The following is a 22,735-nucleotide window of genomic DNA, read 5'->3' as shown; positions in this document are numbered from 1 at the left end:
ATTTCATGTTTCAATCTGTCTCATTATTTATAGGTTTACGGTATATGCGTGGCCGGGCGGCTGACAAATTTGGTCGGTTTGTCTCATGGCTATCAGCAATTGGCATTACTCTCGGTGTTGCTGCATTAATTACAGTATTGTCTGTGATGAACGGTTTTGAGCGTTCATTGGAAACCAGCATTCTCGGTTTTATGCCACAGGCGGTTGTGACGTCGGTAAACGGTTCGCTAGACCCAAAAGCGCATCCTGCCAGTGAACTTGCGGATCTAAAGCAGGTTAACAGGATTACATCATTGGTGACGGGGGATGTGGTATTGCAAAGCGCCCGGAATGTCGGTGTCGGTGTGATGTTGGGCATCACTTCTGATGAATATGAGCCGCTGGCCGAATATTTGATCGGTGCTTATCGTCATCAACTTGCTCCCGGTAGCTACAATGTTATTTTGGGCGAAAGAGTAGCCGGGGAGCTTGGCGTAAAACGTGGTGATCGCATTCGCCTGATGGTGCCCGGTGCAAGTCAGTTGACGCCAATGGGGCGTATTCCTAGTCAGCGTCTATTTACTGTTATTGGTACTTTTGCATCTAATAGCGAAGTCGATGGCACACAGATTCTGGTTAACCAGCAAGATGCGGCTCGTCTGATGCGTTATCCGCCAGGTCACATTACTGGCTGGCGTCTCTATCTTTCAGAACCATTGGCTGTAGATAGTTTGAGCTTACAAAACTTGCCTGAGGGATTGTTGTGGAAAGATTGGCGCGAACGTAAAGGTGAGTTTTTCCAAGCGGTCAGGATGGAAAAAAACATGATGGGCTTATTGTTAAGCCTGATTATTGCTGTGGCTGCATTCAATATCATTACTTCGCTTGGTTTACTGGTAATGGAAAAACAGGGTGAAGTGGCGATTTTGCAAACACAGGGGCTGGTACGGCGTCAGGTGATGGCGATTTTTATGATCCAAGGCGCGGGAGCCGGGATCATCGGCACTTTACTGGGAACTGGGTTTGGTGTTCTGCTTTCCAGTCAGCTTAATAACTTAATGCCGCTTATTGGCTTGTTGACCTCAGGGGTTGAACTGCCTGTTGCCATTGAACCGCTACAGGTTGTTACAATCGCAATTTCAGCGATGGTGATTGCCCTATTATCTACGTTATATCCTTCCTGGCGTGCTGCTGCCGTCCAACCTGCTGAGGCTTTGCGTTATGAATAATCAACCACTATTGTTGTGTAATAATCTGTGTAAAAAATATCAGGAAGGACAAGTACTGACCGAGGTGCTGAAAAATGTCACTTTTGCTATCAATCAGAGTGAAATGATGGCGGTTGTGGGAAGTTCAGGTTCAGGTAAGAGTACGCTTCTGCATTTGCTTGGTGGGTTGGATACGCCGACTTCTGGTGAAGTCCTGTTTAAAGGGCGCTCGTTGAATAAAATGTCTTCCAGTGCCAGGGCAGAACTGCGTAATCATGAATTGGGCTTTATTTATCAATTTCACCATCTGTTGCCAGATTTTAATGCGATAGAGAATGTCGCTATGCCGCTGTTGATCGGCGGTAAAAATCGTAATCAGGCGCAGAAGAAAGCATTGGAAATGCTGGCGGCTGTTGGTCTGGAGAAGCGAGCTCATCACCGCCCATCAGAATTATCGGGAGGTGAACGCCAGCGTGTGGCAATTGCCAGAGCGTTGGTGAATGAACCCTCTTTAGTTTTAGCGGATGAACCTACCGGCAACCTCGATTTACGTAATGCAGATAGCATTTTTGCATTACTGGGCGAGCTCAACCAGCAGCAAGGCACGGCATTTCTGGTCGTCACCCATGATTTGAATCTCGCCGGCAGATTAAATCGTCAGGTGGAAATGCGTGATGGTTATTTACAGGATAAATTGACCCTGGCGGGGGCGTTGTAATGGCGAATTTGCCTCTCTCTTTGGTCACTGCTTTGCGATTTAGTCGCGGGCGTCGCCGTGGCGGTATGGTATCTCTGATTTCTGTGATTTCTACGCTAGGGATTATGCTTGGTGTCGCTGTTCTGATTATTGGTCTGAGTGCCATGAATGGTTTTGAACGGGAATTGAGAAATCGCATCCTCTCTGTTGTTCCTCATGGTGAAATCTATACGGTTCATCAGCCTTTTGAACAGTGGCAACCTGCATTGGAACGGGTAAAAAACACAACTGGTGTGGTTGCTGCTTCACCTTATATTACTTTCACTGGATTGATGGAAAAAGGCGTCAGCTTACATGCGGTTCAGGTGAGAGGCGTTGATTTAGCCACTGAATCTCAGGTCAGCTCATTACCGCAATTTGTACAAGATAATGCCTGGCAAAATTTTCAAGCCGGTCATCAACAGGTCATTCTGGGGCAGGGGGTTGCTAATGCCTTGAAGGTTAAACAGGGTGACTGGCTGACTGTTATGATCCCGAACAATGATCCTGAGATGAAATTGTTGCAACCGAAACGAATTCGTTTACAGGTTAGCGGGATTTTTCAATTGAGCGGCTTGCTTGATCATAGTCTGGCCCTGATTCCTTTGGCTGATGCGCAACAATATTTGGATTATGGACAGGGAATCACAGGCATTGCGATCAAGGTTGATGATGTATTTGACGCTGATCAGCGAATAAGGTCTGCCGGGGAAGCATCACAGGAGTATGTCTATATCAGCAGTTGGATGAGAAATTATGGCTATATGTATCATGATATTCAGATGGTACGTAGCATTATGTATCTGGCGATGATTCTGGTGATTGGCGTAGCGTGTTTTAATATCGTTTCTACCTTGATTATGGCGGTAAAAGATAAAAGTAGTGATATTGCTATCCTGAGAACTCTTGGCGCTAAAGATAGGCAAATTAGGGCAGTTTTTCTCTGGTATGGGTTACTGACGGGTATGACGGGCAGTATTGCCGGTGCTGTAGCCGGTGTGTTGGCATCACTGAATCTGACAGCGCTGATTCATGGGTTGGAAAAGTTGATCGGGCATCAATTTCTTTCCGGCGATGTTTACTTCATTGATTTCTTGCCATCTGAGTTACATGGCATGGATGTTCTGTATGTTCTGGCGACGGCTCTGATTCTGAGTTTATTGGCCAGTTGGTATCCGGCGCGACGAGCAAGTAGACTTGATCCGGCCCGAATTTTAAGTGGGAAATAATCAATCTGTTATTGGCACGAGCTAATCAAAACGTTATGGTGTAAAAAACAGAAACCTAAGCAGCATTTAAGAAATCTTAAAGGAAGTCAGTATGCGAGTTCGTCGTCGGCTTAGTCGGCTTGGCCGGCTTCGTAAGGTTAAGCGTGTGAGACAGCAGAGATTTCGTAGCCGGATTTTTTATAGGGATAATCGATTGGCGCTTAATATGAAAAAACCTTACATCGTGGTATTGACGGGGGCCGGTATTTCGGCCGAATCGGGTATTCGGACTTTCCGCTCTTCTGATGGGTTGTGGGAAGAGCATCGGGTGGAAGATGTTGCCACACCTGAGGGTTTTCAGAAAGATCCAGAATTGGTGCAGGCATTTTATAATGCTCGGCGTCATCAACTTCAGCAATCAGAAATAAAACCGAACGCGGCGCATTATGCTTTAGCCGCGCTGGAGCGTGAGCTTGGCGATAATTTTTTATTGATTACTCAGAATATCGATAATCTTCATGAGCGGGCGGGCAGCTATCGTACGGTGCATATGCATGGTGAATTGCTCAAAATTCGTTGTTGCCAATCTGGGCAAGTGTTTGAGTGGACAGGCGATTTGACGACAGATGAACGCTGCCATTGTTGTCAGTTCCCCTCGCCATTGCGTCCACATGTTGTTTGGTTTGGTGAAATGCCTTTGGAGATGGAACAGATCTATTCTGCACTGGCCCAGGCAGATATTTTTATTGCTATCGGCACCTCTGGTCATGTTTATCCTGCGGCTGGGTTTGTACATGAAGCTAAACTGGCAGGGGCGCACACGGTAGAGTTGAACTTAGAACCGAGTCAGGTGGAAAGTTTATTTGATGAAAAGCACTATGGACCGGCTAGTAAGATAGTAGATGAGTATGCCAGAAGGTTAATTGATAGTATTAAAGAATTTAAAGCTGATTTGACGCAATAATTATTGTGTTTCTCTTCCTCATAATAGGTAACAAAATCCCTGGGGGAAGAGAATAATGGACAGATTACTAGAGCGTTTTTTTAAATACATATCTTTTGATACTCAGTCAAAGCCGTCAGCGAAGACTATTCCCAGTAGTCATGGACAGCTCGAACTTGCTAACGCGCTGAAGCAGGAACTGATCGAATTAGGTTTTTCCAATGTGGTACAGGATGCTCATGGTTGTGTGATGGCGACATTACCTGCCAATACCTCTTGGCCTGTGCCTGCTATCGGTTTTATTGCTCATCTTGATACTTCACCTGATTTCTCTGGGAAAAATGTTAGTCCACAAATGCTGGAAAATTATCGAGGCGGCGAGATTGCTCTGGGAACGGGTAATGATGTGTTATCGCCGGTTATGTTTCCTATCTTGCATAACATGTTAGGGAAAACATTGATTACCACCGATGGTAAAACGTTGCTTGGTGCCGATGATAAGGCGGGTATTGCGGAAATCATTACTGCAATGGTTCGTCTGAAAAATAGCAATATCTTACATGGTGATATTCGGATTGCGTTTACACCTGATGAGGAGATAGGTAAGGGAGCAAGCTATTTTGATATTAATTCATTTGATGCTGAATGGGCATACACCGTAGATGGTGGTGGTGTAGGTGAACTGGCATTTGAGAATTTTAATGCGGCAGTAGTAACCGTTAAGATTGTTGGCAATAATATCGACTCTGGTAATGCTAAAAATATCATGATCAATGCATTATCGCTGGCGATCCATATCCATCAGGCATTGCCATCGGAAGAAACACCGGAACATACCGATGGATATGAAGGCTTTTATCATTTGCAGCGTATTAAAGGCACGGTTGAGCGTGCTGAAATGCACTATCTCATTCGTGATTTTGATCGGAATAACTTCGAAGAGCGTAAAAAGAAGATGATTAAAATTGCTGAAAAAGCCGGTGAAGGGTTGCATTCTGGTTGTTATATCGAACTGACTATCGATGACAATTATTACAATATGCATGATGAAATTATCAAATATCCGCATGTTATTGAGATTGCCAAACAAGCAATGCTGGATTGTAATATTGAACCCGTTATTAAACCTATTCGTGGTGGTACTCATGGTGCGCAATTGTCATTCCGTGGTCTACCCTGCCCGAATATATTCATGGGAGGGTATAATTATCATGGTAAACATGAATTTGTTTCGTTGGAAGGGATGGAACAGGCTGTCAATGTTGTCATGCGTATTGCTGAATTAACCGCATTGTTGTCTAAAAAATCTGAAATAAGTCCGTCGTTGTGCAGCATTAACTAAGTAGATAATTTGCTGTGTTGTTTTTCGATATATGCAATAAATTAATAGATCTTGCTTTCTGCTTGTGAGTGATAGCAACACCATGATTCATTTGTGCTTTCCGTTAATATACAAATCCCAAAATTGCCTTTGAATCAGAGGATCTGATTCAAAGGCAGTGAGTTAGTCACTAACTCAGGTGTTAAACAGAATTAATGATCTTTGATAACTCTATTGAAATTAACCTTTTGAGGTGAGGTATCAATCATTAAAGTACCAGTAACCACTATTAACCAATGCAGTGAGCAGCCTGATAAAACGAACATCATCTATCGCTTCACCAAGCATTTCGGCATTAATTTCATAATAGTGGCAAAGAACATCAGCCGCTTTAATATGAGGCGTATCTATTAATTCACCGTTAACAAAGCACTGATCACCAATCCTTATAACCCGCAACCCGTTAAGTCGGTGGAGATTTTCACCTTGTTTCATTAATTCATAAATTTCATCACTTTCATAAGGTGGCTCTGGTGGAGCAATATCAAGTTCATGCCGTGACTGAGAAATGAATTCACCAAACCATTGTTGGAAAGTGTCAGGTTGTGCCAATAACTCGTTCATCATGGCATGTAGCTCTGATAATTCATGCGGCTGGACCAGTGCCGGATTTTCACGGAAAGTCAGATTAGGATCGTTATAACGATAGCTGCCTAAATCATTAGCCAGCACATAATCGGCGAAGCTACTGAAAAGCTCACGGGAATTGGGGGCGCGGAAACCAACTGAATAATTTAGTGACTCTTCGATGGCATAACCTTCATGCGGAAATCCAGGTGGGATATAGAGAATATCGCCTGGCTCCATCTCTTCGTCAATAATGGCATTAAAGGGATCAACCTGTAGTAGATCGGGGTGAGGGCAGCGCTGTTCCATTGGTAGCTTTTCCCCAATGCGCCAGCGACGGCGACCCATTCCTTGAATGATAAATACATCGTATTGGTCTAGATGCGGACCAACACCACCTCCGGGAACAGAGAAGGAGACCATCAGATCGTCTATCCGCCAGTCAGATAATACGCGGAATGGTTGCATTAATGCGGCGGAAGGATGGTGCCAGTGATTAACCGCTTGTACCAGCAGTGACCACTCTTTTTCACCTAAATGATCGTAACTTTCAAATGGACCATGAGAGACATCCCAACGGCCATTTTTCTGGCTGACCAGGCGGCAGTCAACTTCATTTTCCATAGCCAGACCCGCGAGTTCATCGGGAGTAAGGGGATCAATGAATTGACGGAAGCCTTGTTTGATCAGTAAAGGCCGTTTTTGCCAATGATTATGCAAAAATGCCTGCCAGTCCAGGTTCAACTGATAGTCCATAGTGACATCCTGAGTGTGAAGTGAATTTCAGGGTATTATAACCAATAGTTAAATCCAGTATCAGACTGTACTGGCATATTTAACTAATCGTCATCATTAATTTGCTGGCATCGGAATATAACGCAAATTCTGGCGCCACCAAGTGGACTGTCACTGATACTGATATCACCTTTATATTGTTCGATAATTTCAGAAGCAATTGACAATCCTAGCCCTTGACCGGGCTTTAAAGTATCAACACGTTGGCCTCGCTGGAAAATCATTGCCCGTTTTTCAGGCGGCACCCCTGGACCATCGTCATCGACAATAATCATTACCGAATCGTGATCGATCGCCACAGAGATCTCAACAAATTTAAGGCAATATTTACAGGCGTTTTCCAACACATTCCCCATGACTTCCATAAAGTCGTTTTTCTCACCAAGCCAAGTGATCTCCGGCGAGACATCTAACGTGAGACTGACGCCTTTACGCTGGTAAACTTTTGTTAAAGCGCTGCACAGGCTATCCAGTAAAGCAGGAACAGAAGAAACTTTCCGCATAATGGCGCTGTGTTCACTGCGCATACTGGCTCGATGTAGATAATAGCCTATCTGCTGAGAAATACGGCCAATTTGTTCTAGCATGATAGGTTCTGCCTGCTGAATAGTCATTTGTTTGCTGTCACGTAAAGAACGGAGAGTTGATTGTAAAACAGCCAGTGGCGTTTTCAAGCTGTGTGTTAGATCAGCGAGCGTTGTCCGGTATTTTGTATAGCGGTTGCGTTCATTATTGAGCAACACATTAAGATTACGCACTAGCCCCCGTAGCTCTGTCGGTGGATTCTCATCCAGTTTTTCCCGTTCACCTTTTTCTAACGAACTGATCTGATGAATAAGCGATTTAATTGGCCGTAAACTCCAGTGTGCTGCCAACCAGATTAATGGGATAACCAGAATAAGATTGGCAATCAATACATAACCGAACCACTCCCACACCAGAACCGCTTTTTGTAAATCCTGTGGAATGGTATCAATGACTACAATAGTTAATGCTGGCAAATGAGCTGTCGCGCTATATCTGTTGACGGAAACGGAGTGGGTTAGCTCGTTATCTTCATTTTCGTCAAGTGCGTCAAGTTTACCTAATTGCCCTTGTGTGTTAGCCGAATTTTTTAGTAAGTCGCGGCTGCTTTTTAGATCAGTATCCAGTTCATATAAACCGTCTTCTTTTAACCATTCACTGGGAATAGAGTTTTCGACTTTTGGGATATGGCGTTGACGCCAGAGGATGGTGCCTTTGTTGTTATAAATCAGAACCAATGATGGGTTATTCAGTGTGAAATTAGGTGGTACTGAAATATCCAGTTTATTATTATTCCACTGTGCAAGGCTGAAAAATAGGTTACTCTGACTGCGTAGCAGTGTATAAGCAGTTTTATCAAAACTAACCAGATAACCGACAATGGCGACAATACCGTAAGACATGGTAAGAGCAAGAATAACCGCCGCAGTTGCCATTAAAAACCGGGTACGGAGTGAGAAAGGCTGCTTTTTGTGCTTAAGCACTTTTTTACCTATGAAAGTCTTACACATCAAAGCGATAGCCTTGGCCACGAACAGTTACGATAGCTTCATAGGGCCAGATATCCAATATTTTCTTCCTTAGCCGACCTATTAAGACATCGATGGAGTGGCCTTCGCGCAGTTCAGCATCGGGATATAATTGGCGCATTAATGACTCTTTAGTGACAACTTTGTCGCTATTACACATCAGTATTTCAATGATTCGGTATTCAAACGCCGTTAGTTTGACGCTCTCTCCGTAAACTGTTAACTCCTTGCGTGACAGATCAATTTTGAAAGGCGGGAATTCAATGATCTGAGAAACTAGCCCATTATTACGGCGTAAGAGTGCCTGCATACGAGCAATAATTTCTTCAAGATGAAAAGGCTTGGTAACATAGTCATCCGCTCCTGCATCAAGAACCGTGACTTTTTCTTGCCAGCTTTCGCGGGCGGTCAGAACAAGAATGGGGAGTTTTTCATCTTTTTGGCGCCAGCGACGGATCAAACTCAAACCATCTTCTCCGGGCAAACCAAGATCAACAATGGCAATATCGGGTTCGCTCTCGACCAGATAGTAATCGGCTTCTTTGGCATTTGCCGCGGCATCAACTAGATGACCGGTATCACGAAGCTGTACCGTTAAATGGTGACGCAGTAACATGTTGTCTTCAACGATCAATATCCGCATGGAATAGTCCTTCTCAACTCCAGCAGGCAGTATTGTAATAATCAATTCATTCGGACTGTTATATAGACAAAACTGCCAGTAAAAAATTCAATGCAATGGTTCTGGCTGAACATGTTAGATACATGGATCTGTAACAGCAAGACGTTAAGTAGAAATAGAGAATATAACTTTAAAGTGTGTTTGGGATTGGTTTATATAAGGATAGCAACAGACGGGTGTTTTATCCGTCTGTTGAATATCAATTACTTCAATTCATCAACCAGTGTAATTGCACGGCCAATATAATTTGCCGGTGTCATGGCTTTCAGGCGAGTTTTCTCTTCTTCCGGTAAATCCAGTCCATCGATAAAGATTTTCATCCCCTCAGCATTGACGCGTTTACCGCGGGTAAGTTCTTTGAGTTTTTCATAAGGCTTTTCGATACCATAGCGACGCATCACTGTTTGGATAGGTTCAGCAAGCACTTCCCAGTTTTGATCTAGCTCATCCAGCAGATGCTGCTCATTGACTTCCAACTTATTTAAGCCTTTCATCGTAGATTGATAAGCGATCAGAGCATATCCCAAGCCAACACCAAGGTTACGTAATACAGTTGAATCAGTCAGATCACGTTGCCAGCGGGAAATCGGTAACTTGCTTGCCAGATGACCAAATACTGCATTTGCCAGCCCCAAATTGCCTTCCGAGTTTTCAAAATCAATTGGATTGACTTTGTGTGGCATAGTGGAAGAACCGATTTCACCGGCAACCGTTTTCTGTTTGAAATGGTTAAGTGCGATGTAACCCCAAATGTCGCGGTCAAAATCGATAAGAATCGTATTGAAGCGAGCGATGACATCGAACAATTCAGCAATATAATCATGGGGTTCGATTTGAGTCGTGTATGGATTCCATTTGATGCCGAGTGAAGTCACAAAAGTTTCACTAAACTGATGCCAATCAACCTGTGGGTAAGCGGCTATATGGGCATTATAGTTACCCACGGCGCCATTAATTTTACCGAGTATTTCGACTTGTTCCAGTTGGCGATACTGGCGTTCCATCCGGTGAGCAACATTGGCAAACTCTTTACCAACGGTGGAAGGTGTGGCCGGTTGGCCGTGAGTGCGAGATAACAGTGGTAACTCTCGATATTCACCCGCCATTTTTTTGATGGTATCAATTATCTGACGCCATTGTGGTAAAAGTACTTCTTCACGAGCGGTTTGTAGCATCAGTGCATGAGCTAGATTGTTAATATCTTCAGAAGTACAAGCAAAGTGAATAAACTCAGAAACCTTGTGTAATGCAGGAACGTGTGCAACTTTCTCTTTTAGAAAATATTCCACTGCTTTGACATCGTGGTTAGTGGTGCGTTCGATAATTTTAATGCGCATTGCATCCTGTTCATTGAAATTTGTGATAATTTCATTCAGGTAAGCGTTTGCGTCTGTATCAAAAGCGGGAACTTCTTTAATTTCAGCACATTCTGCCAGTTTTTGCAGCCAACGTACTTCAACCTGCACTCGGAATTTCAGTAAGCCAAACTCACTAAAAATGGTACGTAATGCGCTGACTTTATCGCCGTAACGGCCATCGATCGGAGAAACAGCAGTCAGTGAGGACAATTCCATTGGTAGCAACTCCCGGATTTTATTTAACAATGAGAAAGAATATCTTTCGCCTGTTGGCTCAGGCGTTGACGAGAAAACATTAATTGCAAGCGACTGCCGCCAACTTGTTGCCATAAGACCGCACAACGGACGCCAGCCAGTAGAATAGCCCGGACTTTCGCTTGTACAAGTGGATTGCGCAGAACATCAGGGGAACCTGTCACTTGGATACGTGGACCTATTGGGCTGATAACATCAACATAAATACCGGCCAACGCGTTGAACATCCCTTCTGACATGGGTTCAAAATGTGCCTGCTGGCGCTCTAACAAATTGATACGATTACCCAGTGCATCGAAAGCTGCCTGATTTTTATTTAGTCGGCGCTCCAGTGCGATTAGACTCAAGATATAGCGGGTGAGATCGGCAGAAATACCATTGTTAGAGCTATTAAACATCCCTAGCATTGCGTTTAGCCCGGTGCGCAGATTGCGCTCATGATTGCCGAACACATCTAAAACAGATGCCGGGTTGGTGTTCAGGATGCTATTAACCATAGTGGCAACAGCATCGGCATCACACTGGTTTTCATGAGCAAGTTGCTGTACCAGGCGACCTGACTGGCAAATTCCCGCCAATGCCAGTGTGATATTGTAATAATTCTTTGCCACAATTACTCCTGCAAACGTTGTTCAATCACGCCACCGCCAAGACAAACTTCACCCTGATAAAAGACGGCTGATTGGCCGGGGGTGACTGCGGCGACAGGGTTAGCAAAACGGACTTCAATTTTATCTTCGTTTATGGGGGTGACAGTGCAAGGAATATCCTGCTGACGATAACGTGTTTTGACGACGCAATGGATTTTTTCAGTTAATGTCTCTCTGTCAACCCAATGAAGTTGCTGAGCGATAAGGCCGGTAGACATTAAACGAGGGTGTTCATGCCCCTGAGCCACGATCAGGATATTGTTCTGGACATCTTTATCTATGACATACCACGGCTCTTCGCTGCCCTCTTTCGTTCCACCGATGCCTAAACCTTTACGTTGGCCCAACGTATGGTACATCAGCCCTTGATGTTCACCGAGGGTTTCTCCATCTACAGTCATAATCGGGCCAGGTTTGGCAGGTAAATAACGGCCAAGGAAATCACGGAATTTGCGCTCGCCAATAAAACAGATACCGGTGGAATCTTTTTTCTTTGCCGTCGCCAGACCGATTTTTTCGGCGATACGACGAACCTCCGGTTTTTCCAGTTCACCGATAGGAAATAGGCTTTGAGCAATTTGCTGGTGGCTCAGAGTGTATAAGAAATAGCTTTGGTCTTTATTGTTATCCAGCCCACGCAATAATTGGCTTTTACCGTTAATATCTTTGCGACGGACGTAATGACCTGTTGCGATGTAATCTGCGCCTAAATCCTCAGCAGCGAATTCCAGAAATGCCTTAAACTTAATTTCTTTGTTACATAGAATATCTGGGTTAGGCGTTCTGCCCGCTCGATATTCAGAAAGAAAATGCTCGAAAACATTGTCCCAATACTCGGCAGCAAAATTGACGGTATGAAGTTCGATGCCCAACTTATCGCAAACGGATTGGGCATCAGCTAGATCAGCCGCTGCTGAACAGTACTCTTCATCATCGTCCTCTTCCCAATTCTTCATGAACAAGCCAGCCACTTGATAACCTTGCTGTTGTAGCAAATAGGCGGAGACGGAGGAATCTACACCGCCGGACATGCCGACAATGACTTTTTTCTGGCTGTTATCTGACATGGGAATCTCACTGGAGAAAAAAACAAGCGCCGTACTTTAACACGTTGCAGACAGTGGCGCATCAAACGTATTACTGTTTTGTTATTAAATAAACGGAGAAACATAACTGTCCAATAGGGTGAGAGGATATTTTTCGTTTTGCAGGTAACAGCGGATACTTTCTGCGACGAGAGGAGAACGAAGACAATGGCTATTGAATATTTGTTCGGCTGTAACCCAATGGCAACAGTCAATATCACGGTCTTGTGGATCGGCTAAGGTTTGTTGTTCCATTTCAACCAGAAACAGAAAACGGATAAAGGGCGTGCCGTCTGGCGCAACCCACTGATGAACTTTCAGCAGTGCTTGTGGTTTAGCCTGAATACCGGCCTCTTCCCATAATTCGCGTTCCGCCGCTTGTAACAATGTTTCATTAGCCTCAAGATGACCAGCGGGTTGATTCCATAATGCTTTGCCATTAATTGTCTCTTCAACGACCAGAAATTTATTCTGGGCATGGACAATACAGGCAACTGTGACGTGGGGACTAAACAAAATTGATCTCCTTCCATTCACCGGGTTTCATCTTGCCTAATTGCAAGCTTCCCATACTAAAACGAATTAGCCGAAGTGTGGGGAAACCGATATGTGCTGTCATTCTGCGCACTTGACGATTTCGGCCTTCATAAAGTGTTATTTTTAACCAGCTTACCGGAATATTTTTACGTTCACGAATCGGTGGCTGGCGACGCCAAAGCCATGTTGGTTCATGAACTAATTCGGCGCTTGCGGGTAGGGTAGGCCCATCTTTTAATATGACGCCATTGCGTAACTTATCGAGAGAAGCTTCATCTGGAATGCCTTCAACTTGCACATAATAAACTTTGGCTGTTTTTTTATTCGGTTGGGTTAGCTGTGCTTGAAGTTTGCCGTCATTGGTCAGAATTAATAATCCTTCACTGTCGCGATCTAAACGCCCGGCAGCATACACATTTGGGAACGGGATAAAGTCTTTTAGTGTTGTTCTGCCCATTTCATCAGTGAATTGGGGTAAAACATCGTAAGGTTTGTTAAATATCAACACTCGACGAGGTTCTGTTGGTTTTTTGACAGAATGTGATATTTTTCTTTGGCTGAATCGGTTAAGTCTGTGTTTTTTAATGGCGAAATTTGTCATCATAGATCACTGCATAAAATGGAAGGGGTATTATACATTAGTCTGCTATCAATTGGCGTTCGCAGAATATTCAAGTAGTATTGACACGTCCCTTACAAAAAATTAACAAGGTATTACGCTTACTTGAAGGAGAGGTTAATGGAAAGCAAAGTAGTTATTCCGGCGGAAGGTAAAAAAATAACAGTCGACGCTAAAGGTAAACTGATTGTTCCGAATAACCCGGTCATCCCTTATATCGAAGGGGATGGGATTGGTGTCGATGTTACCCCTGCAATGTTGAAAGTGGTCGATGCAGCGGTTCAGAAAGCCTATCAGGGTGAGCGTAAAATTTCCTGGATGGAAATCTACACCGGTGAAAAATCTACTCATGTATACGGTAAAGATGTTTGGTTGCCGGATGAAACGTTGGATCTGATTCGTGAATATCGCGTAGCCATTAAAGGTCCTCTGACGACGCCGGTTGGTGGCGGCATTCGTTCTCTGAACGTAGCATTGCGTCAGCAATTAGATCTGTATGTTTGTCTCCGTCCTGTTCGTTACTACCAGGGAACGCCAAGTCCGGTCAAACAACCTGAATTGACCGACATGGTTATTTTCCGTGAAAACGCAGAAGATATTTACGCCGGTATTGAATGGAAAGCGGGGTCTGCCGAAGCGGATAAAGTGATCAAATTCCTGCAAGAAGAGATGGGCGTAAATAAAATCCGTTTCCCACAACAATGTGGTATCGGTGTGAAACCCTGTTCTGAAGAGGGCACTAAACGCTTAGTCCGTGCTGCCATTGAATACGCAATTGATAATGACCGTGAATCTGTCACTCTGGTTCACAAAGGCAACATTATGAAGTTTACCGAAGGTGCTTTCAAAGACTGGGGTTATCAGCTTGCTCGTGAAGAGTTCGGCGGTGAACTGTTGGATGGCGGCCCTTGGGTGAAAATTAAGAATCCGAAAAACGGCAAAGAGATCATTGTCAAAGATGTCATCGCGGATGCGTTTTTACAACAGATTCTGTTGCGCCCTGCTGAATATGATGTTATCGCCTGTATGAACCTGAATGGTGACTATATTTCTGATGCACTGGCTGCTCAGGTTGGTGGTATTGGCATTGCTCCGGGAGCAAACATCGGTGATGAATGTGCCTTGTTTGAAGCGACTCATGGTACAGCACCTAAATATGCAGGTCAGGATAAGGTGAATCCAGGTTCTGTGATTCTTTCCGCTGAGATGATGTTGCGCCATATGGGTTGGACAGAAGCCGCAGATCTGATCGTTAAAGGCATGGAAGGCGCGATTGCCGCGAAGACCGTGACTTATGATTTCGAACGTCTGATGGAAGGCGCTAAACTGCTGAAATGTAGCGAATTTGGTGACGCGATTATTCAGCATATGTAATCCGTCATCATTGTGAAAACTTCACGGTAGCTAATGCTTCCGTGGAGTTTTGCAAGTCACATATGACAGAGTGTATACTAAGGTTGATATTCGTTCTGTCTGATGGTGAGAGGGGGTAAAAGATGAGTAGCTCAGATGATAAAAAAATAGAATTTAGTACGAGTGATGTGTTAAATGCTCTCTTGCATCGCGGGCAGAATATGCAACATCTTGCAACTCAGGAAAGCATGGATAATCTGCGCCGTGAGACTGAGGCTAACTTTGCGTCACTTAATAAGCGTTTTGAATCTATAGATAAACGTTTTGAATCTATAGATAAACGCTTTGATAAACTTGAAGGTAAATTTGATCGGCTTCAATGGTTTATTGTTGCTGCGGCGCTGGCGTTGCTATTCAAAGAGTATATTTTTAAAGCGGCGGCTGTTATCCAGTAACTTGCAGTAAGGTTGCAAGTTACTGTCAGTTCATCCTTGCATTTGCTATTTTCTTCCCTTTTTTGGCTACGGTATCTTTCTGTTCATCCAGAAATCGAGGGACGTTGATAAATGGACGTCTCTTATTATTGAGAGTTTCGATACTTAACAATAATTAGGTGAACAAGCCGTAAGATATCGCTGCCTATATTGGTAACTCCTCGTTACATCTATTCACCGTGGTTTACGGCTTTATAAGCGCCCACGAGTGGAATCTGATGTAACAATATTTCTTGAGTCATATTCAAACCGGCCCATTGCTTGTGAATAAGCTTTCAGCTCCTCGAACCGTTGGCTGAGAAATGCGTTACGTTCCTCTTCATGAATCGAATCGGCATTGCAATCTGTAAAACAATTGGGGGTTTCATAGAGTCTGACGTGGTGAATTTTGAGGCTATCCCATTCACTAAAAAGAACTTCCATAGTGAGGAATATCTCTTTTGCAATATTTTCAACGGTTGGATTGCAGTACTCGCCACTACGATTTAAGCTCATGAGTCTAAATTTACTGCGCGTAGCATGGACAGCGGATATAAAATCTGCATCCTTGGGATTAAGAATCGAGGCGTGATCCAAATATTCATCAATCCATGCTGCACCGATACGCTTTATCTCTTTGAAATCTATCGCGTATCCAATGGATTGCATCTGTTCAAATGAGAAAGTGAGTTCATACAGATAAGTGTGTCCGTGGATATTGAAGCATTTCACCCTCTCGTTCATAACTCGATGAGCGGAGTCAAAAGAGCCTTTGCGCGTAATATATTGAATTGTCATGCGATACCTCTAATCAATTCATAGAACTCTTGCTTGGCTGGTGAATTAGCATCGGCGAATACACCTGAGAACATTTGTGTCTTCATCCGGCTTTTCTGGTGACGTACACCTCTGCAACTTACACAGTTGTGTGATGCATCTACCAATACTGCGACACCCTGATTTCTTTCACATACTTGGTTTACTGCATTATGGATTATTGCTGTTAATCGTTCTTGTATAAGTCCACGTCTGCCAAAATGTTCGACGATTCGATTTAACTTTGACAGGCCAAGAACGCGGCCATGTTGACTTGGTATATAGGCAACGTGAACATAGCCTCTGATTGCTTGATGATGGTGAGAGCACATGGAGTCGAGAGCGATCCAGCCGTCGAATACAATGCCATCGTAGTTATCTGCCGGAAATGTAGTGATAGGTCCCATTGGTTTGTATCGACCTTTCCATAGGTCAAGTACATAAGCTTTCGCAACACGTCTCGGCGTGTCTTTTGAATTAGGATCATTTTGCCAGTCTACGCCAAGAGCGGTCAGGAATTCTCCGAATGATATAGCAGCTTTATCTATGATAAGGTTAAGTTCTGTTTTGGTCAGAGTCTCATTGGGTCCGTGTAATGCGCGTTTTTTTGCTAATTGCATGGATATTCCATCTGCAAATCCATGTGTAGAAATTTCTAAATCTCCTGGTTCCACAGTAGGTACCTCGTTATTGTCACTAAATGGTTCATTATGATCCGTTTAGAAAAATGCACATTTTTGTTTAACGGACCACCAGTATTTAGTCCCTTACTATCTGAATGCTAGATAAAATAGTGGTGGGTATCATGTCCTTTGCAGTCATTCTTAAGACCTTTTAAGTCTTAATTGGGTGAACTGATATTGGGATTCGTGTTTTCCCGCTCACTTAGTCACGTTGTGAAATTGTGCATTAAGTTAGATATGTTATATACCCGTCATCTTTCAAGTTTCCTCTTTGTTGGCTGCACTCGCTTACCCCGGTTACACAGTTCGCTATACTCCCGGGGATTCACTCCCTTGCCGTCGCGATGCATCTTGAAATCTATAGGATGTGCCGTTATTTCTGCTTATTTTAATTTCTTGATATGAATATTTAATACCTATCTTTCCAGAGAAAATAATGAGTCTTATTTATTGTTATTGTAAATGTATTGACGTACAGTTTGGGACTTATTCATTAAGTAAATTAATTAATTATATGAATAGCATCCAGATAGAGAGCGGTTTCACAACTATCAGATACTGTTTTTTAACAAGGTTAGGCAAATCTTGCCCGGTGATCGGTTATAACATATTTACTAAAGGAGGTTTTATGTAATTCGGAATTGATAATATGGGCCCTGATCTAACCTACGGGACAACACCAACTTAAAACTGAACGCTTTTAGATGATCTGAAAGGACAAATAAAGATGTGTTCAGAAAGAATAGGCATAAGTCTGTTTAGCGAAAGATGGAGGTTGCATATATATGAAATTGCGACATTTACGGTGTTTTGTGGCGGTAGCAGAAGAATTACATTTCGCGAGAGCTGCGCAGCGCCTGCATATAGAACAATCACCGCTATCAAGGATAATTAAAAACTTGGAAGCTGATCTTGGTACGATGTTATTCGTGCGTACCACAAGGAATATCCGGCTCACACGTGCGGGGGAAATTTTACTGGAGCAGGCTCCTCGCATCTTTTCCGTACTTGGTCAGGTTCGTGATAGTGTGAAAGCAGTTTCGGCTGGATTTCATAGCCAGCTTCGTATTGCATTATCCGATGGTGTTACACCACCCAAGTTAGCCGAATTGTTAGCAAAATGCCGTGAGGACGAACCAGGGATGGACATTCGCTTACATGAGATACCTCTAGCTCAACACATGAATGGATTACGTGACAACCTTTTTGATGTGGGATTTGCTCAATCTATGACAGTAGGCGATGGCATCATTGCCATGCCGGCTTGGTATGATTCGTTGGTGGCGGCTATTCCTATCAGGCACCCGCTTTTAGCGTATAAAGAAGTGCCGTTAGATGAACTTTTATACTATCCACTGATCATCTGTGGTCAGGAGGCGTATGAGGGATATTTGGAGCCGGTGCTGTCTATATTACAAAATGCAAAGTTAGCGCCATCTATATCCGAAAAGGTTGCCAGTTTTGACCTTTTGCTAACTTTAGTGGCCGCTGGATATGGGATTGGGGTGGCGGGAGAGTCACAGATCAACCTGGCTCGGCATGGCGACGTCGCCATAAGACCATTTGCTGGTGATATTCCTAAACTGGTGACATATATGCTTAGGCTTGATGCCCCGTTGACAGAAGAACTTGCCCGGTTTGAAGAAAGAGTTGGAAATTTGTACACCAGTGTTTGTTGATCTTATTAGGGGAAAGAGCCTTTTGGAGTTCTGCTAGTACTGATTAAAGTGCAATTCGCAATCATCTAAGTATCTAAATTGATAGAGAACTGCGAATTTCTGGCAAATATTTGACCATTTTTTTCCAATGCCTGATGAAAGTTTTCATATCAATCGGAGTCGAGGACTTAAGATACCTATCTTGAGAAAGAATGGAATGATCAGCTTGGTTTGATGAGTGACAAGTAGATGTAAGAAGTTAAAACTGGATAGTTAATTTAATAGCATGTAAAAATCTTTATTGCGTGTGTGTTTAGGCAAAAACCGCTAACGGGAGTTTGTTCTCCCGCTGGTTTTATAACTGTAAATAGAGTACTTACTGTATAATATTTGAAGTGTTATTATTTAGTTATTGTTTTTCCTTATTAAGAATTTTTTCATATTCCTCCCAAACGACAGACAATGGTGAACTTAAACAACAAATGGATATTGAACCCCCTGATGGAGGGTGATATTCATATTTAGATCTCCCACGATAGACTCTTATAGGTAAATTGTTATCAGTGGGATTCTTCCTTTTTCTTCTTAACATCATTCATAACCTCAACGTATATTGTTTAAATTATGCATTTAGAATAAAAGTGAGATATTTATACAATATTAACTTCATAAACATATTTTTTTTGTAAAAGATAACAAATGAAAATATTAGCAGTAGATAATAAAAGATCCAGTTTTATGTTGCATATAAGAGAAGTTTTTTCACATTTTTTATAAAATAGTTTCAAAACGAAATAATATTTTATGGAAATTAAAACACAATGTTTGATAAATGTAAAATAAAAGTTGATTTTAACTATGCATGGTTGGGTTAAATCTGCTGTTTTTATAGCCGAATGAAGTGGTGACTAACATATAACTGACTGTTTGGGAGAATTTTGATGCTTATACCCGTCATCTTTAAAGTTGCCTCTTTGTTGGCTGCATTCATTCACCCCGGTCACATAGTTATCTATGCTCCCGGGGATTCGCTCCCTTGCCGTCGCGATGCATCTTGAAATCCATAGGGTATATAGGTATTCAACGAATTGTTGTAAAAAAATGGTGGGTGTAATTTTGGTCAAACTATCTCTAACTAGCTATCACGATGGATTGCCAAGTTGAGTCTTGGTATTTTTGTGATTTACCTAAGATACCTCTACTCGTAGTATCCAGCCTTAGGGAAACTCAACGTGGTGATATCATTGTGATAACTTTATTTTGCAGTGTATTCTATTTTACTTAAATTCTATTGCTCATGCGGTAAATTTTCTACAAGCTTTATTAAATATTCAGTCTATCTGGCAGTCGATCAAATTTGTCCTGATGCGGCTGGAAAACTTGCTGAATAAACGTTATTTGCTTCCAAAAGGCAATCAGAGTACCCCTTGATTTTTTATAAAAAAGGATTTTATTATGCCGATTTTATGGTCATTTCATTTTAATTCACTTGCAGAAATATTGGACAATCATCTTGTGGAAAATAGAGTAATAGGAGGCATTAGATATATATTTTGAAGATATTTGCAGAATAGAAAAATAAGCAGAAATGTGTTCGTTAGAATCAGATGAAGAAGTGGGGAACATTCGTTAAAATCTTTTTAATGCTAATGATACTTAACACAAGTAGCTAGGAGAAAAATATCATTTTTTCTTGTGATTTAGGATGCTTACAGATAAATGCCAGATATAGGTTAAGGTTTTTATTAGTTTTTTGCATGTTATGTTATTTGTTGGGATGATATTTCCTACATTGAGTGTATGTGTTGGTATTTCATTGTGATCTGATAAGTGAGTTTTTTATCTTTTTGATTTTTAATGTTTTATGTGATGGATGTCACTATGCGAAATTTTCTAAATTAATGATGATTTTTTTGTTAAAGCTGATAATCTGCTCACAAAACTAATCACAATATCTTATTTTTGAATTTTTTTTCTTGATATTAATTGGTTGTTGATTTAATTAACAAGAGGCTCATTGGTAGAACTTTTTTACTTGCATGAGGACTATCGTCGTAGGCTTCATAATAGTAATGGATTTCATATATGTAGCTTATTGTGAATCATAGGTAGGAGGCATCGCCAAAAAAGTGTATGAAATGACTGACGGGCGATAGTCGATTGAATGCCATATCTATTAACTATCAGTCAAAAACAGTACACCAAACATTCATTTAATCTGATGGATAATGTAAAAAGGTCAGTAAACATTACACATTAATTTCAAACTTGTGTTACATTCATAGTGTTTTTCTGACCGGTATCTCTGTGTTTTTTTATACAGCATTGTGTTACTTGTTAATTATAAAGGCATATTAAGCGCAATGAATTCTGCCGGATACGATTTTATGGTCAGACTGGGTTTACTAATTTAAGGGGAAAAATATCTTGACGGAACTAATTAGCTTTCTTAACAGCCTTAACAGTATCCTTTGGGGCTCCGTGCTGATTTATCTTCTTCTTGGCGCCGGTATTTACTTCACGATACGTACAGGTTTTATACAGATTCGCCATTTTGGGCACATGTTTTCAGTATTGAAAAACAGTAAAAAATCTGACAGTGCAGGTATTTCATCATTCCAGGCTCTGTGTACCAGCTTAGCAGCACGGGTTGGCACCGGTAACCTTACTGGTGTGGCAATCGCCTTAACGGCTGGTGGGCCTGGCGCCATTTTTTGGATGTGGATGGTCGCTCTGATTGGGATGGCAACCTCTTTTATTGAGAGTACACTTGCCCAGCTGTACAAGACAAAAGACGATAAGGGGAATTACCGCGGTGGTCCGGCCTACTATATGGAAAAAGGGCTTGGAGTACGCTGGATGGGCATTCTGTTCTCCATATTCCTCATTATTGCTTTTGGTCTGGTATTTAATGCTGTCCAGGCAAATTCCATCGTTCAGGCTGCTGCTTTCGCATTCGATTTCAATCCTTTATATGTCGGCATCGGTTTGGTGATTCTTAGCGGGATCATTATTTTTGGTGGCTTGCGCTCTATTGCTCGGGTTGCAGAGTTGGTTGTCCCTTTTATGGCGATAGCTTATCTGATTTTGGCATTCTGGGTCGTCGGTCATAACTTTGAACGCATGCCAGAAGTGTTTGCATTAATTTTCAAAAGCGCATTCGGTTTACAGGAAGCTGTTGCAGGCACCGTTGGTTATGGTGTTGCACAGGCGATGACACAAGGTGTTCAGCGCGGGCTGTTTTCAAACGAAGCAGGGATGGGTTCGGCGCCCAATGCTGCGGCTTCTGCTTCTCCATATCCTCCTCATCCTGCATCTCAGGGTTATGTGCAGATGCTAGGGGTCTTTATGGATACTCTGGTTATCTGTAGTGCTACTGCTATTATCATCCTGTCATCGGGTGTGCTTGATGGCAATATTTCAGGGATAAGTGGAATAGAATTGACTCAGCGGGCACTGTCTTCCGCTGTCGGTGATTGGGGATCTGAATTTATTGCACTGGCTATCTTCTTTTTCGCATTCACATCAATCATTGCGAATTATGCTTATGCTGAAAGCAATATCGTATTCCTTGAACGTAATCATACTGCGGGTTTAGTGATCTTACGTCTGGCGGCGTTAGGTATGGTGATGTTTGGTGCGTTGGCTGATTTGCCTTTAGTTTGGAAAATGGCTGATTTGTCTATGGCATTGATGGCAATTACTAATTTGACCGCTATTTTGTTGCTTTCTGGCGTCGCATTTAAGCTCGCAAAAGATTACAACCAACAGAGACGTGTTGGTAAATTACCGACATTTGATATCAATCAGTATCCTGAGATTCAGAAAAAAGTTGAAGTTGGTATTTGGGAAGAAACGGCAACTCTTGCCCAATCTAACCAAGCGGTTGACCGCAAGTGAAATGCTAGCACACAGTATAGTTAATACTATTTAACAACATAGTGGCTGATAGCCTTTCACGTTTCATCTGTTATTCTTGCCTTATTTCCATCTAACTTATGGGAATAAGGCATTTTTACTTGTGGTCTATGTCAAGAGCAAAACCGGTAGTCTTATAAAAAAATCATGTAAAACATAAATTTTATTTTGTATTCATTTGATTTCTTTGTGTTATTATCTTGCTTTCAATTAATAGGTAGGACAGGGAAATGATGAAGAAGATCATATTAGTTGGCTTATTTATGCTATTGGCGGGG

19 protein-coding genes are annotated in these 22,735 nt (G+C 42.4%); 9 read left to right on the top strand and 10 right to left on the bottom strand.

Features of this window, described 5'->3' with window-relative positions; translation table 11 throughout:
- Nucleotides 1-5 precede the first annotated feature (5 nt).
- The 5 genes from lolC to pepT all read left to right on the top strand — a co-directional run bounded on the left by lolC (nt 6) and on the right by pepT (nt 5,416).
- A complete protein-coding gene (gene lolC, locus BA1DRAFT_RS16805; RefSeq protein ID WP_036781493.1) occupies nt 6-1,208 on the top strand; it encodes a lipoprotein-releasing ABC transporter permease subunit LolC in 1,203 nt (400 codons plus the stop codon).
- Nucleotides 1,201-1,905: a lipoprotein-releasing ABC transporter ATP-binding protein LolD gene (lolD, locus tag BA1DRAFT_RS16800; RefSeq protein WP_036781490.1), complete on the top strand. Its 705-nt coding sequence runs from the start codon at nt 1,201-1,203 to the stop codon at nt 1,903-1,905. Before lolC ends, lolD begins: the two co-directional genes overlap by 8 nt.
- Nucleotides 1,905-3,152, top strand: a complete 1,248-nt coding sequence (gene lolE / locus BA1DRAFT_RS16795; protein ID WP_036781488.1) for a lipoprotein-releasing ABC transporter permease subunit LolE — start codon at nt 1,905-1,907, stop codon at nt 3,150-3,152. The genes lolD and lolE overlap by 1 nt, the downstream gene beginning before the upstream one ends.
- Nucleotides 3,153-3,243: 91 nt before the next feature.
- A complete protein-coding gene (gene cobB / locus BA1DRAFT_RS16790; RefSeq protein ID WP_036781485.1) occupies nt 3,244-4,095 on the top strand; it encodes a Sir2 family NAD+-dependent deacetylase in 852 nt (283 codons plus the stop codon).
- A 55-nt stretch (nt 4,096-4,150) separates the two neighbouring features.
- Nucleotides 4,151-5,416, top strand: a complete 1,266-nt coding sequence (pepT, locus tag BA1DRAFT_RS16785) for a peptidase T (protein ID WP_036781483.1) — start codon at nt 4,151-4,153, stop codon at nt 5,414-5,416.
- Nucleotides 5,417-5,656: 240 nt separating this feature from the next.
- Here pepT and BA1DRAFT_RS16780 read toward each other — a convergent pair whose 3' ends face one another.
- The 8 genes from BA1DRAFT_RS16780 to rluE all read right to left on the bottom strand — a co-directional run bounded on the left by BA1DRAFT_RS16780 (nt 5,657) and on the right by rluE (nt 13,538).
- Nucleotides 5,657-6,778: a ribosomal protein uL16 3-hydroxylase gene (locus BA1DRAFT_RS16780; RefSeq protein WP_036781481.1), complete on the bottom strand. Its 1,122-nt coding sequence runs from the start codon at nt 6,776-6,778 to the stop codon at nt 5,657-5,659.
- A gap of 83 nt (nt 6,779-6,861) precedes the next feature.
- A complete protein-coding gene (phoQ, locus tag BA1DRAFT_RS16775) occupies nt 6,862-8,325 on the bottom strand; it encodes a two-component system sensor histidine kinase PhoQ (RefSeq protein WP_036781507.1) in 1,464 nt (487 codons plus the stop codon).
- A 19-nt stretch (nt 8,326-8,344) separates the two neighbouring features.
- Nucleotides 8,345-9,013 carry a two-component system response regulator PhoP gene (phoP, locus tag BA1DRAFT_RS16770; protein ID WP_036781478.1) on the bottom strand — a complete coding sequence of 223 codons (669 nt, stop codon included), beginning with the start codon at nt 9,011-9,013 and terminating at the stop codon, nt 8,345-8,347.
- Nucleotides 9,014-9,255: 242 nt separating this feature from the next.
- On the bottom strand, nt 9,256-10,626 hold the full coding sequence (gene purB, locus BA1DRAFT_RS16765; RefSeq protein WP_036781476.1) for an adenylosuccinate lyase: 1,371 nt from the start codon (nt 10,624-10,626) through the stop codon (nt 9,256-9,258).
- 23 nt (nt 10,627-10,649) lie between these two features.
- Nucleotides 10,650-11,276, bottom strand: coding sequence for a high frequency lysogenization protein HflD (gene hflD / locus BA1DRAFT_RS16760; protein ID WP_036781474.1), 627 nt, complete (start codon nt 11,274-11,276; stop codon nt 10,650-10,652).
- 2 nt (nt 11,277-11,278) lie between these two features.
- Nucleotides 11,279-12,382, bottom strand: a complete 1,104-nt coding sequence (mnmA, locus tag BA1DRAFT_RS16755; RefSeq protein WP_036781470.1) for a tRNA 2-thiouridine(34) synthase MnmA — start codon at nt 12,380-12,382, stop codon at nt 11,279-11,281.
- Nucleotides 12,383-12,466: 84 nt separating this feature from the next.
- Nucleotides 12,467-12,916, bottom strand: a complete 450-nt coding sequence (locus BA1DRAFT_RS16750; protein ID WP_036781468.1) for an NUDIX domain-containing protein — start codon at nt 12,914-12,916, stop codon at nt 12,467-12,469.
- On the bottom strand, nt 12,909-13,538 hold the full coding sequence (rluE, locus tag BA1DRAFT_RS16745; protein ID WP_036781465.1) for a 23S rRNA pseudouridine(2457) synthase RluE: 630 nt from the start codon (nt 13,536-13,538) through the stop codon (nt 12,909-12,911). Before rluE ends, BA1DRAFT_RS16750 begins: the two co-directional genes overlap by 8 nt.
- Nucleotides 13,539-13,676: 138 nt before the next feature.
- On the opposite strand from rluE, the gene icd reads away from it, so the two are divergent.
- Nucleotides 13,677-14,930: an NADP-dependent isocitrate dehydrogenase gene (gene icd, locus BA1DRAFT_RS16740; RefSeq protein WP_036781463.1), complete on the top strand. Its 1,254-nt coding sequence runs from the start codon at nt 13,677-13,679 to the stop codon at nt 14,928-14,930.
- A gap of 122 nt (nt 14,931-15,052) precedes the next feature.
- Entirely contained in the window at nt 15,053-15,364 is a 312-nt protein-coding gene (locus BA1DRAFT_RS16735) for a hypothetical protein (protein ID WP_036781461.1), read from the top strand.
- Nucleotides 15,365-15,595: 231 nt separating this feature from the next.
- On the opposite strand, the gene BA1DRAFT_RS16730 is transcribed toward BA1DRAFT_RS16735, so the two are convergent.
- Both BA1DRAFT_RS16730 and folE read right to left on the bottom strand, forming a co-directional pair.
- A complete protein-coding gene (locus tag BA1DRAFT_RS16730) occupies nt 15,596-16,180 on the bottom strand; it encodes a 6-carboxytetrahydropterin synthase (protein WP_036781459.1) in 585 nt (194 codons plus the stop codon).
- Nucleotides 16,177-16,872 carry a GTP cyclohydrolase I gene (gene folE, locus BA1DRAFT_RS16725; RefSeq protein WP_036781457.1) on the bottom strand — a complete coding sequence of 232 codons (696 nt, stop codon included), beginning with the start codon at nt 16,870-16,872 and terminating at the stop codon, nt 16,177-16,179. Before folE ends, BA1DRAFT_RS16730 begins: the two co-directional genes overlap by 4 nt.
- Before the next feature lie 794 nt (nt 16,873-17,666).
- Between folE and BA1DRAFT_RS16720 the strand changes: the two genes are divergently transcribed.
- Both BA1DRAFT_RS16720 and BA1DRAFT_RS16715 read left to right on the top strand, forming a co-directional pair.
- Complete coding sequence (locus BA1DRAFT_RS16720; protein ID WP_152544338.1) at nt 17,667-18,560, top strand: LysR family transcriptional regulator; 894 nt, start codon at nt 17,667-17,669, stop codon at nt 18,558-18,560.
- Between the two features lie 2,406 nt (nt 18,561-20,966).
- On the top strand, nt 20,967-22,439 hold the full coding sequence (locus BA1DRAFT_RS16715; RefSeq protein ID WP_036781455.1) for an alanine/glycine:cation symporter family protein: 1,473 nt from the start codon (nt 20,967-20,969) through the stop codon (nt 22,437-22,439).
- The last annotated feature ends 296 nt before the right edge of the window (nt 22,440-22,735 follow it).

The organism is Photorhabdus aegyptia (assembly GCF_000612035.1).
GTDB lineage: Bacteria > Pseudomonadota > Gammaproteobacteria > Enterobacterales > Enterobacteriaceae > Photorhabdus > Photorhabdus akhurstii.
This window is presented reverse-complemented; position numbering and strand designations above follow the sequence as displayed.